Origin of the sequence: Neobacillus jeddahensis, from assembly GCF_000612625.1 — a bacterium.
Lineage (GTDB): Bacteria > Bacillota > Bacilli > Bacillales > Cytobacillaceae > Neobacillus > Neobacillus jeddahensis.
Genome location: NZ_CCAS010000085.1, coordinates 1 through 14445 on the forward strand (window position 1 = coordinate 1; position 14445 = coordinate 14445).

Annotated in this window: 18 protein-coding genes and 1 pseudogene; 8 read left to right on the forward strand and 11 right to left on the reverse strand. The window is 36.4% G+C overall.

All coding sequences use genetic code 11. The features are described 5' to 3' along the window. Nucleotides 1-375: 375 nt before the first annotated feature. Complete coding sequence (locus tag TY15_RS21435) at nt 376-906, forward strand: helix-turn-helix domain-containing protein (RefSeq protein WP_040203401.1); 531 nt, start codon at nt 376-378, stop codon at nt 904-906. Between the two features lie 232 nt (nt 907-1138). Here TY15_RS21435 and TY15_RS21440 read toward each other — a convergent pair whose 3' ends face one another. Beyond that, a complete protein-coding gene (locus tag TY15_RS21440; protein WP_040203400.1) occupies nt 1139-1606 on the reverse strand; it encodes a CBO0543 family protein in 468 nt (155 codons plus the stop codon). A 265-nt stretch (nt 1607-1871) separates the two neighbouring features. Here TY15_RS21440 and acpP point away from each other — a divergent pair, with 265 nt between their 5' ends. Then, nucleotides 1872-2099 (forward strand): acyl carrier protein, encoded by a 228-nt coding sequence (gene acpP / locus TY15_RS21445; RefSeq protein ID WP_040203399.1) that lies wholly within the window; start codon nt 1872-1874, stop codon nt 2097-2099. 332 nt (nt 2100-2431) lie between these two features. Here the strand turns inward: acpP and TY15_RS21450 are convergent, their stop codons facing one another. After that, nucleotides 2432-3454 carry a DUF3231 family protein gene (locus tag TY15_RS21450; RefSeq protein ID WP_040203398.1) on the reverse strand — a complete coding sequence of 341 codons (1023 nt, stop codon included), beginning with the start codon at nt 3452-3454 and terminating at the stop codon, nt 2432-2434. Between the two features lie 288 nt (nt 3455-3742). On the opposite strand from TY15_RS21450, the gene TY15_RS21455 reads away from it, so the two are divergent. The 3 genes and pseudogenes from TY15_RS21455 to TY15_RS25415 all read left to right on the forward strand — a co-directional run bounded on the left by TY15_RS21455 (nt 3743) and on the right by TY15_RS25415 (nt 5293). Then, complete coding sequence (locus tag TY15_RS21455) at nt 3743-4165, forward strand: VOC family protein (RefSeq protein ID WP_040203397.1); 423 nt, start codon at nt 3743-3745, stop codon at nt 4163-4165. A 274-nt stretch (nt 4166-4439) separates the two neighbouring features. Next, a pseudogene (locus TY15_RS25410) lies at nt 4440-4856 on the forward strand (FAD-dependent oxidoreductase); the annotation flags it as partial. Next, nucleotides 4856-5293 carry a glycerol-3-phosphate dehydrogenase C-terminal domain-containing protein gene (locus tag TY15_RS25415; RefSeq protein WP_392391455.1) on the forward strand — a complete coding sequence of 146 codons (438 nt, stop codon included), beginning with the start codon at nt 4856-4858 and terminating at the stop codon, nt 5291-5293. The pseudogene TY15_RS25410 and the gene TY15_RS25415, both read left to right, overlap by 1 nt. 183 nt (nt 5294-5476) lie before the next feature. Here TY15_RS25415 and TY15_RS21470 read toward each other — a convergent pair whose 3' ends face one another. The 5 genes from TY15_RS21470 to TY15_RS21485 all read right to left on the reverse strand — a co-directional run bounded on the left by TY15_RS21470 (nt 5477) and on the right by TY15_RS21485 (nt 8866). Next, a complete protein-coding gene (locus TY15_RS21470) occupies nt 5477-6133 on the reverse strand; it encodes a potassium channel family protein (protein ID WP_040203391.1) in 657 nt (218 codons plus the stop codon). Nucleotides 6134-6175: 42 nt separating this feature from the next. Then, complete coding sequence (locus TY15_RS21475; RefSeq protein ID WP_040203624.1) at nt 6176-7516, reverse strand: TrkH family potassium uptake protein; 1341 nt, start codon at nt 7514-7516, stop codon at nt 6176-6178. Nucleotides 7517-7691: 175 nt separating this feature from the next. Continuing rightward, nucleotides 7692-7871, reverse strand: a complete 180-nt coding sequence (locus TY15_RS21480; protein WP_040203390.1) for a hypothetical protein — start codon at nt 7869-7871, stop codon at nt 7692-7694. Further along, nucleotides 7864-7992: a YjcZ family sporulation protein gene (locus TY15_RS25220; RefSeq protein WP_257000207.1), complete on the reverse strand. Its 129-nt coding sequence runs from the start codon at nt 7990-7992 to the stop codon at nt 7864-7866. Before TY15_RS25220 ends, TY15_RS21480 begins: the two co-directional genes overlap by 8 nt. Before the next feature lie 433 nt (nt 7993-8425). Next, nucleotides 8426-8866, reverse strand: coding sequence for a cell wall hydrolase (locus TY15_RS21485; protein ID WP_040203389.1), 441 nt, complete (start codon nt 8864-8866; stop codon nt 8426-8428). Nucleotides 8867-8999: 133 nt separating this feature from the next. Here TY15_RS21485 and TY15_RS21490 point away from each other — a divergent pair, with 133 nt between their 5' ends. After that, nucleotides 9000-9293, forward strand: a complete 294-nt coding sequence (locus TY15_RS21490; RefSeq protein WP_040203387.1) for a hypothetical protein — start codon at nt 9000-9002, stop codon at nt 9291-9293. Nucleotides 9294-9364: 71 nt separating this feature from the next. Here the strand turns inward: TY15_RS21490 and paiA are convergent, their stop codons facing one another. From paiA to TY15_RS21510, 4 genes are all read right to left on the reverse strand, one after another. Further along, nucleotides 9365-9883, reverse strand: a complete 519-nt coding sequence (gene paiA, locus TY15_RS21495; RefSeq protein ID WP_040203385.1) for a spermidine/spermine N(1)-acetyltransferase — start codon at nt 9881-9883, stop codon at nt 9365-9367. A 230-nt stretch (nt 9884-10113) separates the two neighbouring features. After that, nucleotides 10114-11049 (reverse strand): bifunctional helix-turn-helix transcriptional regulator/GNAT family N-acetyltransferase, encoded by a 936-nt coding sequence (locus tag TY15_RS21500; RefSeq protein ID WP_040203383.1) that lies wholly within the window; start codon nt 11047-11049, stop codon nt 10114-10116. A 395-nt stretch (nt 11050-11444) separates the two neighbouring features. Further along, nucleotides 11445-12467: a helix-turn-helix domain-containing protein gene (locus tag TY15_RS21505; RefSeq protein WP_040203382.1), complete on the reverse strand. Its 1023-nt coding sequence runs from the start codon at nt 12465-12467 to the stop codon at nt 11445-11447. Beyond that, entirely contained in the window at nt 12451-13002 is a 552-nt protein-coding gene (locus TY15_RS21510; protein ID WP_244440980.1) for a sigma-70 family RNA polymerase sigma factor, read from the reverse strand. Before TY15_RS21510 ends, TY15_RS21505 begins: the two co-directional genes overlap by 17 nt. A gap of 917 nt (nt 13003-13919) precedes the next feature. Between TY15_RS21510 and TY15_RS21520 the strand changes: the two genes are divergently transcribed. Together TY15_RS21520 and TY15_RS24830 are read left to right on the forward strand one after the other, a co-directional pair. Next, complete coding sequence (locus tag TY15_RS21520; RefSeq protein WP_040203376.1) at nt 13920-14123, forward strand: helix-turn-helix transcriptional regulator; 204 nt, start codon at nt 13920-13922, stop codon at nt 14121-14123. Between the two features lie 5 nt (nt 14124-14128). Beyond that, on the forward strand, nt 14129-14445 hold a 317-nt coding region (locus TY15_RS24830), incomplete at its 3' end, for a hypothetical protein (RefSeq protein ID WP_042375529.1).

Consider the following 14445-nt stretch of genomic DNA (forward strand, 5'->3'; position numbering starts at 1 on the left):
TTTTAAAGAAAACTCGCCGACTGGCGAGCCCCTAAGGGCGAAGACAGAGGCGTAGTTGCACTTATGCCTGAATGGAAAGTTATACTTTCCTATCGGCCGAAAAAGGCGCATATTAATGATTTAATTCAGCCATTGTCTTGAAATTTCATGAATGCCCAAATTACCACACTTTAACATAAAAACCATTGACCAAGTCCACTTCAATTTTCATGATGACTCTACATGCATAATCACCTCAAGACCCGTTGGTTTTCTTTTGAAAGAATTTTGATATTTCTTCAATAAATAAACATAATTATCATTTACATTTTTTAACATATATACTAAAATATAATTGAGTAAAAAATAATTTAGTATTAGAGGGGAGAGTTTAAAATGAGCCTATTGGATATCTATTTACAGAAAAACGGGAAGAAGCGCTACGACGTCTTTAAAGAAACAGGAATAAGTCAGCAAATGCTCGCAAGTGTAAATAATAAGAGCGTCAGCAGTTATTCAGTCAGAACGATTCAAGCAATCGCGAAAACATTAGAGAAAAGTGAAGGAACTGTGCTTGATGAATTATTACGATTGGAAACGGAAAATGCCTACTTCGAGGTTTATAATGCGGAAGATTTACTCGTTGCCTTAAAAAATAAAGAACCCTATATTATCATCAAGGGCGAATACAATAAAGAAATTGCGGAATTAGCCAAATCACAACTTTCTGAAACGGAAACATTAGGCTTGGAATTAGGTTCTGCTGGATTGGTATCTGTTTTGGCAGAAGTAATTCTCCATTTAGCTGATTTATTCAGTAGTAAAGATATTGACAAAAAGAAAATTGAAAGCCAGATCCGTAAATATAAATTTAAAAAAGTGAATGGAAACGAATTTCTATTGTACTTACGCCAATTAGATTTCTAAATCCTTGATTTTAAAAAAATGTTGAAGCAGACAATCCATATAAAGCACTCCAACAGTGCTTTTTTTATTTCTGACCCTGGCTGAATAGTATTATATATAGACAAAAATAGATGCTACTTCTTTTAAAGCGTTAATCTTATTGAAGGTAAGCTCCTTGTTAAACCGGATCCATTTTCTATAAAAAGGCGATCACCCTATATAGCAATCGCACCCGTTGGTAAAAGCAAACATTTCAGTTTCCTTGCTGTTGATATCTGCTCAAAAGATATTTAACAAATTTATGAAAGCCCACCAGAATTAAATAAAGTAATGGATAGATGATCACTGAATACCAAAACTTCCAGCCGTTATAATAAAATGTTCCAGTTTTTAAGAAAAGAAATTCAAAAATATAGGCAAAAACGGACCATAGTAAGATATAAACAACTTTTCTTAGTAACTGCTTTTTATAAGGAAAGTAATTTAGATATACAATATTTACTGGTGGATAGACCCCTAATACATAAAGTAAGCTGGCCCAATTTACCCCCTTTGTAAAATACCCATACAAGTCATATTTCAAATCCAAAAAAACATTCGCCATTGTCTCTAAATACAGCGAAAATAATGTCGTGGTTAGTATTTCAATACCAGAAATACGCTTCGGAATAAGTATAGCAATTAGGTTAAACACGATAACCAATAGTATGAGGAATATCACCTATATTACCCCCTAGCCCCTTTGACCTTCATTTCATTAGCATCTCCTCGATTTCGAAGAATATGAGACAATGACACTTTGTATTAGTCAACCTGAACCGTTAGTGATATAAGAAAAAAATGAGCAACTTCATGACTGCGCCCTTCTTCAATGGAACAGTCATCCCTCTGGTCAATACTTCTCGAATATTGGTAAAATTTCCTGTTTTACGTCCCGAATTAGATTGTTATAATGGTGGGAATGAACTAATTAGGAGGATCCTCTCATGACCACATTTGAAAAGTTAAAGCCTATTATTGCAGACCAACTCGGTGTCAAAATGGAGAATATCAAACAGGATGCATCATTCAAAGATGACTTTGAAGCTGATTCACTTGATATGGTGAACCTGACGATGGAAATTGAAGATGAATTCGCGATCGAAATTAGTGACAAAGTTGCCGCGAAGCTTCAAACCGTCGGTGATGTCGTCAATTATATTGAGAACCGTTAACAAGTAATATGAAAAGCGCAAGGCGCCTGCCTATCGGCGACCAGCACAAGACGAGCCGGCGGGAAGGTTGTTCTTTAACCTTCTCGACGGATTGGCTTGTGACCTCGAGCCGATGGCGCCTGGAGCTGGATCATTCTCAAAGTCAAAATTTATACTTATCTTTTAATAAAAGCGCAAGGCGCCCGCCTATGGGCCGAAAAAAGAACTCAGGAGATCCGAGTTCTTTTTTCGTTACTCTTCCATTTGTACCCTTTCTTCATTGGAATGATGCGGTAACAACGTTTCCCCTACTTCTGATAAAGGTACTCAGAGAGCACGAGCCATCTATCGACTCATTTCTTTGATCCTTGTGACAGAAATTTTCTATCAATCGATTCCGGTTGTTTTTCTAACCATCCATGTTTAACCATAATATTGTAAGCAAAGGCACCAGCCTCCATCGCATGGGTAAATACTTTATAATAGTTTGTGATGATATCCGATCTGAAGCTGGAACCCAATGATGCCCCATAATAAGAAAGAGCCGCATTTACTAGAAATCCTGCGTGAAACATCATCAACTTGTCAGAAAATGGAGCTACAGTAGAATCCGAAATTTCAGCATCCCATTTCTCAGGTATCGGTAAATAATCTTGTTGTAATATAGTGTTAAAGCTATCAGCATCTTTCCCTGCTAATTTAACGTTTTTCACCATAAAATTACGAACTTCTTCCGATTTCGCCACCTGACTAAAAGCCAAACTTAACGATTTGATGAATCCCGTTTTCTTTGAATTAAAGAAAAGGGTACTGATTTCGGAACTATTGAGTGGTCGTTTGTCTCCAATTAAATTTGAAATGATTCCTGTTGATTCCATAAACTCCGGCCCATGGGGAGAAGGAATGGAGGGGACACTAGAATACATCGGTTTTTCTTTAGCCAATAACACTATTTTTTGGAACAACTCGTTAGATGTTTCCATACATTCAGAAAAATAGTTTTGAATGTCTTGTCGCTCCGAATTCGTCATAGCCAAACTATACGCGGTGATCCCATGTATGGTCATAATATAGGAGTAAAATAGGAGAAATGGGTCGGAAAATAGGCGCGGGGCATTTAGATTTACGTCACTCTCTGTAAATCCTATTGGAACTTGGAAATTTGCACTTTTTAAGAATTCGGAAATTTTCGTTATATGATCCTCAGCTAACTGTAATGCAGATTCTAAAATTGGTTTGATCTCATTGTTTTCAACAATTTTAAGAAAATATTTGTAAATGCATATAGCCATACTATCGCCCGAATATTGAAGCCAAAGGGCGGATAACTCCGCAGCGGTTAAGGTGTTTGTCTTCGTTTTCCTGAAAATTCCCAACGGAAAGACCTCCAATTATTATAAATATTCCTTCATCCATTATTCTGAGATTATTTTATGGTATTCGTAAAGAAGTATACGGATAAATTGAAGGAACCCTTGATTACATTAACGAAGGGAATGAATAAGAAAAGATATTATTGGAGTTCAAAATGTGCGATTATTTAAATAAAAGGGCAGGATATAGTATGATTGTACTTTCAAACACATGCTATATGTGGTATATTACGAATGTATGTTCCGAATAATGGTTACATATGTAAAAAATTCAAAAGAGAGGTGTGTTTTATGATATTAGGAGTTCACGCTTATTTACGAATGAATGGTAATGGGAAAGAAGCTGTAAAATTTTACGAAAATGCGTTGGAGGCAGAAGTTCTAGGCGTTCAAACTTACGGAGAACTGCCTGAAAATCCAGGGTTCCCTCTGCCTGATGAAGCAAAAGACCGTGTCATTCATGCCCAATTAAAAATCGCTAATACGTTTCTCATGCTATCTGATACATTCCCAGGTCAACCCTTTCAAACTGGATCACAAGTGGATGTAGCAATCACCTTTAATGATGTAGAAAAATCAAGAGAAGTATATGAAAAACTGCAGGATGGCGGCGAGGTCCTCATGCCACTTCAGGAAACGCCATGGAGTCCTTCCTATGGACAAGTAAAAGATAAATTCGGCATAACCTGGCAGCTTTCAACCATAGCAGAATAATCTTTGTCCACTGATATCACTGGAACAGTCAGTAGAGTAAAAATCACCATTTAGACTTGAGGTTAATGGTGCTTTCAAGTCATTACTTATTTCGTCAATTGCATTTTTTATTTTACCATGCTACTAGACAAATAGGATTCACTATGTAAGAATAAAATTAACTAAATATTCGGTTAAAGATTAAGAGAGACCACCCATAAACTTAAACAGTATGTTAAGTTCTTTGGATTGGTCTCTTTTTATTTTCTACAGTTACCAGAGGAGGCATTTCAGGATGAGTCAACCGTTTTCAGGTAAAAAAAGAACAGAAACCCTTACAGGGATGAGTCAAAAAGAGTATGATGTGCTGATTATTGGCGGCGGAATTACGGGGGCAGGAATTGCGTTAGATGCCGTAACCCGAGGCATGACGGTCGGTTTAGTCGACATGCAGGATTTTGCAGCCGGTACCTCTAGCCGCTCTACGAAACTCGTCCATGGTGGTTTACGGTACTTAAAGCAATTAGAATTTAGCGTGGTCTCCGAAGTGGGGAAAGAGCGAGCGATTGTTTACCAAAATGGACCTCATGTTACCACCCCGCAGTGGATGATCTTACCTTTTCATGAGGGAAGCACCTTTGGCAGGTTCACAACTTCCATTGGACTCCTAATCTCCGCCTCTTTTCCCCTTGCCAAACGGTCCAACATCCGATTTCTGGAGGAAACTTTCCAACTGGAGAGAAATACCAGCAATTTATCATCCAAAAATCAAAAGAAGCAGTACAATTTGGCTTAACAGAGCAAGAGGGATTTGAACTGGCGAAAAAATATGGAACCAATGTCGATCAGCTATTCACCTATGCAAACCATTATTCAGCTGAGTCGGAAGAAGACTTATCACCCTTTGTGTTTGCCCAATTAATGTATTCAATCGAACAAGAAATGGCCGTCACCCCGATGGACTTCTTTATCCGCCGAACCGGCGCACTCTATTTCCAGATTGATTGGATAAGAAAATGGAAGAATCCTATTCTAAAGAAGATGGAGAAAATCATGAACTGGTCTCCCGCCGAATTAATTTCGCTGGAAAAGCAGCTAGAACAAGAATTAAATCATGCTGTTATTCCCGAAAACACTAAGACCCTTTAAAGGAGATTCAGAAGAGATAGAACATAGTGATTGGACCTAGTTGCTTATACTCTCCGATATCCTTTCCTATCTGCCAATAAAAAGCCCACTTCACACATCCAATGGATAAGTGGGCTTCTGTATTGTTTTTCCTACTGACCCCTGTTGGGAAGTTAGTCCTTTTTACTTATTCGAATCAATGCATTATTTTATATTGACAAAATCGTTTAGATCTCTACGATGTCCAATCACTACCAACTTATCACCATTTTTCATAATCTGATCAGGAGAAGGGGAGATGATTAAATTATCATGACTCAAGATCGCAATCGCGTTCACATTATAATTTGCTCGTAAATCCAGCTCCCGCAAACTCTTGCTTGCCATACTTGGTGGGATCATGATTTCTTCAATATTGTATTCATTTGACAGTTCTATATAGTTCAACACATTAGGTGAGAGTAGCTGATGTGCCACACGCTCTCCCATATCTCTTTCAGGATGTATGACCCAATCTGCCCCAACCTTTGTTAATACTTGTCCATGACGTTTATTAATGGCTTTTGCAATGACCTTGTTTACTCCCATTTCTTTTAAAAGCAAGACCGTTAAGATACTAGCTTGCATATCATTCCCAATTGCGACAATGACATAGTCAAAATTACGAATCCCCACTGATTTAAGCGAGTCCTCTTCTGTAGAATCCAGTGCCACTGCGTGCGTAATCGATACGATCCCATCTTCTACCCGTTCACTATTAATATCAATCCCCAGTACCTCTTGTCCGGCTTCATATAATTTAGCCGCAATACTGGTCCCGAATCGACCTAACCCAATCACAGCATAACTTTGCTTTCCCATCGTTCATCATTCACCCCAAAAGAATCGTAATGAATTCAATCTCTATCCGATTAAGATCTTTTCTTCTGCATATCTAACTTTTGCATCCTTGCGAGTATGTAAGAGTGCAAAAGCCATCGTTAAAGGTCCAAGTCGTCCAATAAACATCATGATGGTAATGAAGATTCTTCCAACCGGTGACAGTTCAGGTGTGAAATCTGCAGACAAACCTACTGTACCAAAGGCGGAAATCGTTTCAAATAAGAGTTTGCTCATATCCGCATCCTCAGTAAAGGTTAATAAAAAGAAGATGAGGAAAATAAAAAATATACCAGCGACCACAATAGATAGTGATCTATTAACTAGCTCCCACGAAATTCTTCGTTTAAATATATTCACATCATCCCGATTGGTCACGACAGCCCAGAAAGCTGAAATTATAATCGCAAAGGTGGTTACTTTAATACCACCACCGGTAGACCCAGAAGAAGCTCCAATAAACATCAGTGCCATCATGAAGACAAGGGAAGAAAGGTTCATGGCTCCAATATCGATCGTATTAAAACCGGCAGTCCGGGTGACGACACCTTGAAAGTAGGATGCCCATACTTTATCGCCAAAATGCAAACTGCCAATCGTATCAGGATTACTATATTCTGATACGAAAATGATGAAAGGTCCAATAATGTTCAGTATTAATGTCATCGTTAGAGCAACCTTTGAATGAAGGGATAATTTACGAATTGATCTTTTATGAAAAAGATCGAGAATGACAGTAAAACCAATCCCCCCTATGATGAATAGAAAAGTAACCATGATATTAACGGTCGGATCCCCTACCCATTTACTCAAATTGTCAGGTTCTAAACCGAACCCAGCATTATTAAAGGCAGAAACTGAATGGAAAATTCCATAGTAAATCGCTTTCGAAAACGGCATGTCAAATGACCATCGAATGGCTAAGGCAGTAGCACCGATTAGTTCCACAATAACAGTAATGAGGATGATCCGCTTTACTAGGTTAACGACACCTGAAATGGAGAATACATTTAATGAATCCTGTAGTAATAAGCGTTCCTTTAGACCGATTTTTTTTCCTAAGATAATAAACATAAATATTCCGGTGGTCATAAAGCCCCATCCACCAATTTGAATTAAACAGAGCAGGACAATCTCACCAAATGTAGTAAAGGTTGACCCCGTATCAACAACCGCCAATCCTGTCACACAGACGGCAGAAGTTGCTTCAAATAAAGCATCAATGAAGCTAAGTCCACGTCCCTCTTCATATGTAGCGATGGGCAGCATGAAAAGAAGAGTCCCCACTAGGATGAGACTACCGAAGCCCATGACAAGTATCTGGGCAGGATGAAAACTAATTAAATTCCCTTTTCTTTTTAACATTTTCACAATAGTAACTCCCTTAACAATTCATCATAAATGCTGACAATTGGACAGATTCGTACTTGTTCAAGAACACACTAACATATTATCTATTTTCACAGCAAGAATACCATAGATTTTGGAATCTTTCTTTAATAGATTTGATCCATAGTTTATACAATAGAAGAATTATTTATCATAGTTCCAGATCATGCCCTGCAAAAAATGCAGCTAATTCAACGATGAAAGAACCTGCAATTAAGCCATCTCCCAACATACAAATAAACAATAAGATAGTATTATGTACTGCACCTTTGGATAAATAAAGAAAAAGCCGCCAAAAAGCAGCTGATCCTTTAACACATCTTTTAACCACAGTAACAAACTGCACCCACAATGATTAATAAAATAAACAACACTACTATGAGTATAAAATCATCGCACCCACGTGCAGGAAGACAACTTGCATAAACAGGAGCTGCATAGGAGTAAGACAATGGAGGTTGGGGAAGAACATTCGGTATGGCATTAGAAATAGGTAAAGCATTAGAAATAGGTAAAGCATTAGAAATCGGTATGGCATTTGTTATCGGTAAGGCATTTTCCAATTTTGACACTTCCTTTCGAATGTAAGGGGAGCTCATATGACATTACCCTATATATTACACTCAGAGAGGAATTTGGAGCCCGTCTATATTATAAATGGGCATGACTTCGTGCCGATGTGAAAAACCATAGAGTGGCAGGCGATTGATTTCAGAAGAAGAGGGTTAAAGCCAACATGTGAACCTAATTCCACCGCACGAAGTCTCCGATTCACTCGTAGTAAACGTCGGTGAAGTTGGTCACATTCACGTTCTAGCAGATAAGTTTCATTATTTTTTATGCAAATATTGTAAATATGTATAAAGGCTTACTCAAAGAGTAAGCCTACCCGCTATAAACACTATCGCATGTTCCAGCCTTTGGTTCATAAAAACAATGTTCTTTAAATTGACCAGAATGTGGTTGACCATACCATGTTGGAGGGCATGGAGCATGTGGATTAAAATACCAAAGGGCAAATTTTGCTGGGTGGTCTCTCCAATAATCTAAATTCTGTTTTGCTAATCTTCTTTCAGAAGTTCTTGATCTTTGATAAAATACATTCCCTTTTTGAACTGCTTCAAAGGAGTAGTTTCCTCCTTGTACTTGAAAAATAACTTGGTTAATTGTTCTTAAACCTTTAAAGTCTAGACAATTTGCTACAAGACGGTTCACAATGACATTTCCAACATATAACATTCCCTGTTTCCCTTCACCTTCGGCTTCTGCCCTCATCATCCTTGCCATTACGTCTACGTCTGAACTACGGTAACTTGCTCTTGGCATTTTCCCACCCCCAAAATATAGTATGAAAAAAAGCCAGCGTTCATGTCATTGTTTATCTAATAAAAATGCTTAGTTTATAGAACATTTGGGGGAAGATACTATTAAAGCGAAGACACAAAATGGGGGGCACGAAGTGGATAAACAAATTAAAGAGCTTCAAGAACAAACGGAACACAAAGAAATAGTAAAATATACGCAACATGTACTGGAAGCCATTGATAAATTAGTGAATGAGCATCGACGGATCGTATCTTCAAACTCACTAGCTGGGATAAAACCAAATGGAAAGAAGGAACATACTTTTTACAGAAGTATGCATGATGTAAAGCGAATCCTTATCGTTGAATTAGAAAAAACCCTTGAGGATTTTAAACATCTTGGTGACAAACATTATGTTAGAAATTATCCAGATGGAGTAAAACAATAAGAAGTAACGGGAAAGATGTAACCTTCTTTCCCTGAATACCATTTTATCAGTCATTTCATAGGACAGCTGTGTTATATGAGTGTTTTAATCATGATGAAATCTATTTGTTCTTCATCCCCCATATAAAAAGAGTGAGCTCCCGTTTGAACAAACCCCATTTTCTTATAAAAGGCCATCGCATTCTCATTTTTTTCCCATACGCCTAACCAGATTTTCTTTTTATCACGTTCTCTCGCAATTTCCATCGCTTTATTTAATAAGTATTTACCAAGCCCATGTTTTTGAAATTGCTTCTTTATATAAATTCGCTCGATTTCAAGTGATTCATCACCCATTTCTTCAGACTGAGCATCATCTGTATTGACCTTTACATATCCAGCGACTTCATGATTAAAATAAACAAAAAAGAACTGCGAAGAAAGATTGGATATTTCTTTTTCTACTTGTGTTAAGTTAAATGCCCTTTCCAAGTAGGCATTCATATTTTCGGGTGAATTCTGATGATTAAATGTCTCATTAAATGTTTCATAACTAATTTCTTGAAGTTTGCGTGAGTCTTCAAGGGTACACTTTTTTAGATTGATAGTCATTTACGTATGTCTCTCCTTCATCTTGTCAATAATTTCTCTTGTTTCCCTTTTTTACATTGAGACTCTTACATTACTACCAAAAGATAATTATTTTTCCACCCAGCTTTCACTTTTTTTATGTAAAAAAAGAAGACACAAAGGGTTCTAACGTGATGACCTGTTTAACTATAGAAGAAGCGGCCCTCCATAATTGAAGAATCGCTTCAATATGAAGATGACTGGAACTTTTTCTAAAGTAGCAGTTCCCATGTCTCACCAACTAAATCTTGCCCAAAACTATGATGTTTTTCTTCATCTACAAGTATGAAGCCCTTTTTCTGATAGATATGACGAGCTTCTTTAAGAATACTATTCGTCCAAAGGACAAGTTTTTTATATCCAGCCCGTCTAGAAAAGTTAATACACTCCTCAACTAATTGTGAACCTAACCCCACTCCTCTTGCCTTTGGATCTACTATTAACAAACGAAGTTTAGCTGTATCTGCACTTCCTTCTACAACAAAAATAGAACCCACAATTTCTCCATTCATTTCGGCAATCCAGCAACGTTCTCGTTTGGGGTTATAGTTATTTATAAAATCCGCTACAATTTGAGACACTAGTGCTTCAAAGCTCTCATCCCATCCATATTCCTGAGAATATAAGATACCATGTTTGTGAACCACCCACCCCATATCACCAGGCTCATGCTGCCGAAGAAAATATGGTCCGGAAAAAGTAAAGCTTTCATTCTTACTAATCAATCCCTCAACTGTTTTCATAGCGTTAATTAATTGTTGTTGTTCACTATCCGACAATTCTCTAAGGAGTTCAGCTATTTCAATATTTGAACGTTCATTGAGCTTAGCATATGCTTTTACTCCTTCAGCTGTAAGTTTTAAAATACGCTGCCTAGCATCTTTAAGAGAACGCTCTTTGTATAGAAGACCCTTCTCTTCAAATTGAGCTAATATTCGACTTAAATAACCAGCATCTAATCCCATCTGTTGAGTTAAATTTGAAGCTGTAGGGTTATCATTGTTAGCAATTTCAAACAGTATTCTAGATTCTGTCAGCGAATAAGGGCTATGTAATAAACCTTCACGTAAAGCGCCAATATGCCTTGTTATAAAACGATTAAAGTGCCGAACAGCCTGTATCCTTTCTTCATTAGAAATATTTAACAAAATAATCACCCCTTCAATATAGTTGCTTTTGTCAAATATAATAATCAAATTAGTTGCTAAAGTCAATTTGATTTACGTTTAAGTGTTTACAAATAAACCTACCTACCAATTTCAAGGCTACTTTTTTAAAGTTTTTTGGATTAATCTAAAACTTTAAATAAATTCAACTTTCCAATTATCATTGACATATATTTGGCAGTTTCATCTGCAAAATCCCTCTTTTTTTTATTTATTAATTCAATAATCTTCTCCAGTGGTAATTCATATATATCATTTTTGAAAATTGTATTTGATAAACAGTCAAGCGCAGAAAAAATGGCTCAGTTCATATTGAACGAAACCATTTAACCTTTTGTAGTTTAATACTTTCGCCTGTTAATTGGAGAATGAATGACCTATGAGTTTATGTTATAGACTAATACATCGAATAACTTCCCATCAACATAAAGTAAGATTGCCCATTCTCCTGCCATTGGAATGTTCACGCTTGAAGGTGCGTGTGCATCTGCTCCATTATTCTCTCCTCCAAGATCCAGTGACCAACCTGTTGTAAGGATCTGATGGACCGTTCCCGTTTCTCTGTGAAACCCAACGACCGTTAGCTTGGTTTCTTTGGGTTTTTTTATCCACCAAAGATGCCACATCCACTTTTGGTTGATGTTTATGCTTGGCATATCAGCACCAATAACACCTGATTTATGTTCATTCCCTAAGATATTGTTACCTAGATCCACAGCTTTTCGATTCCAGTCAATCTTTTCAAAGTCGTTTGCTTGAACAAATTTAGGAATATTTATAGGTAGTAAAGTTCCTTCCCCAACTGGTAATACTACATCCCCATAAAATTTTTTATCAAAGAAGACTTCATATTTCCAAAGTCCGCCTTCTGGTATGATTAATCTTGTTGTAAACCTGCCTAAACTGGAATATCCAGAAGAAGGTTCGGTAATCTTTTTTGAAGGTAAGACATTTATACGCTCACCTGTCTCCTTATGGATAGCATATATTTCTAGTTCTTTTCCATTATAAGTATCAAAAGCTTCCTTAAAACTAAATACATAACCAAAAGGTTTACCGGCAGACAGATAAGGATCTGGGGAAACACTGAAAAGTACCTTACCATTTCTTGAGTAATCGTTTCTACTCTTCCACTCACTTTTTATAGCTTGGTTTGCCTCTTGCTTTACACCATCTTTTGAAGATAAGAATGCTGATAATTCTGTATAGAATAGCAGGATGAATAAGGATGCTGCCAGAGTAGAGATTACATAAATATATAACTTTGGCTTTCTATGCACATTTATGTTTTCTTGATGGAGGGAGGCCCTAATTTTTTCTTTCTGTATTTCTGTAAAGCGTACCCCTTTATGAGTGGAGGAATTCATTGCTTTCCGCAAGTTTCTAAGTTCTTTCTCCATCGTATCTCCACCTTTCCAGTAATGCTTTTAATTTCATCCTTGCCCTATTTAATCTAGTTTTTATCGTATTTCTATTTATTTTCAAGATCTCACTAATTTCTTCAATTGATAATTCTTCATAGTAATATAGCGTAATAACCTCACGATATTTAATCGGTAGTTCTAACACACAAGCTGATAAAAATTCTTCTTCCCCGCTCTTCATTATGGCCATCTCTGGTGATAATTCTGACGATTTTGTCAGTGTAAGTAGGTTAGAGTTCGTAACAACCCTTTTAAAAATTGAACTCTTTAATAAATCTTTACACTTGTTTATCGTGATCCTAAATATCCAAGCTTTAAAAGATACAATTTTATCAATCTTTTCATATTGTTTATAACAAGTAATGAATACATCCTGTACGATATCTTCTGCACTATTCCAATCCTTTGTATAGTTATAGGAAAGCTTAGTTAACCTGTCGCCATATTCATCCATAATCCTTTCAAACCATATATCTTGATTTTCTGGATATAAATTTTCCGTTCCACTCACTTTTTTCAACCTTATACCACCCCATTTCTCACTTACTGCTAAGACGACGGAGTTAAGCTTTGGTTTCACTTTATATTTTTTAAAAAAAGACACCCAGCAGATGAAACACTCTTTTTCGATTGTCCTATCTCTAGGTACCATATTAGAGTAAATCACATACCCATTAGCATACACCATAATAAAAATTATGGACTTGCGTTTTCGTGTGCGATTTCATACGCCAATAGCATTTTCATCAAATACTTGGCTTCGAGTGATAGCCCCGAACCAATTGGAGGATATGATATTTCGGTAATCGGGTTACCATTCATAAACAATATTGAATCCTATATCCTAACTAATGTTGCATTAATTTTTCTCCTGCTAGGTTCCATTTCTCTACTTGTGTCGTTGGGTATAATAGTTAGGCAGTCAATAAAAAATCGAACTTTTAAAAAAATCACTGAGGCTTAATCTAAGCCGTTCTCTTTTGAGGTACCCACACAGTAAAAAGCATATATAAAAACATCTATAAAAGCAGTGGATTTCAATATAGAAATCTCACTGCTTTTCGCGTTTCTACAGGATAGATATTGCAAATGACTTGTCTTTTTATCAATGACAACATCTAGTGTACGCAAAAAAATAAGTGCCAAATTAAGTGTCAATTTCAATGCCATTTTCATGCGTCCTTTTTTATCTATTCTACAAACAAGCAAGAGTGTGTATTAAGTAGTTCAAGATATTGTAAATGTTTTGACTAAAATAATTATGTAAAGTGGAAGAAATTCCGAATTGTATTTAGGTTACATCACTGTCTGGATTATTGAAGGCATATTTATTACAAGGCAATTATTTATTACAAAATGCAAATGATTATTTACATTTTGAAATATTTAACTTACAATTTAAGTAAATGATTTAAGAAGGGAAAATATATGCTGGAAAATAAAGTTAGAGAGTTACGTGCACGTTTTAGGTGGACTCAGCAAGACTTGGCTGATGCAATTGGAGTAACTAGGCAAACAATTGGTTTAATTGAAAAAGGGGACTATTCCCCGTCGGTTACTATGGCTTTAAAGGTAGCAAAGGCATTTAATGTTACCGTAGAGGAAGTATTCTATTTAAAAGGGGAGGATTGATTTTTATGTTGAGATTTTTTTTGCGTTCGCCGATTTTTCCTGTAATTTTACTAATTTTTATCACTGCTTCTTTGGTACTATCACTAATAAATACACAGGATTTATTAGCTAAATTATGTTCTGGGATATCTCTAATTTTGGCGTTTGTTTGGACTATCCTTATAAAGTTGCATAACAATAAAAATCCAAAAAACAGAATCAAATTAACTGGTTTTATTCCCTATGAATTTCGAGAAATGGATGAAGGGCAACAATGGGTAACTTTTAAGGCTTGCCGTAATGTCTATATTTACTACAGTCTTGCAATCCCGGTCGTTACGTT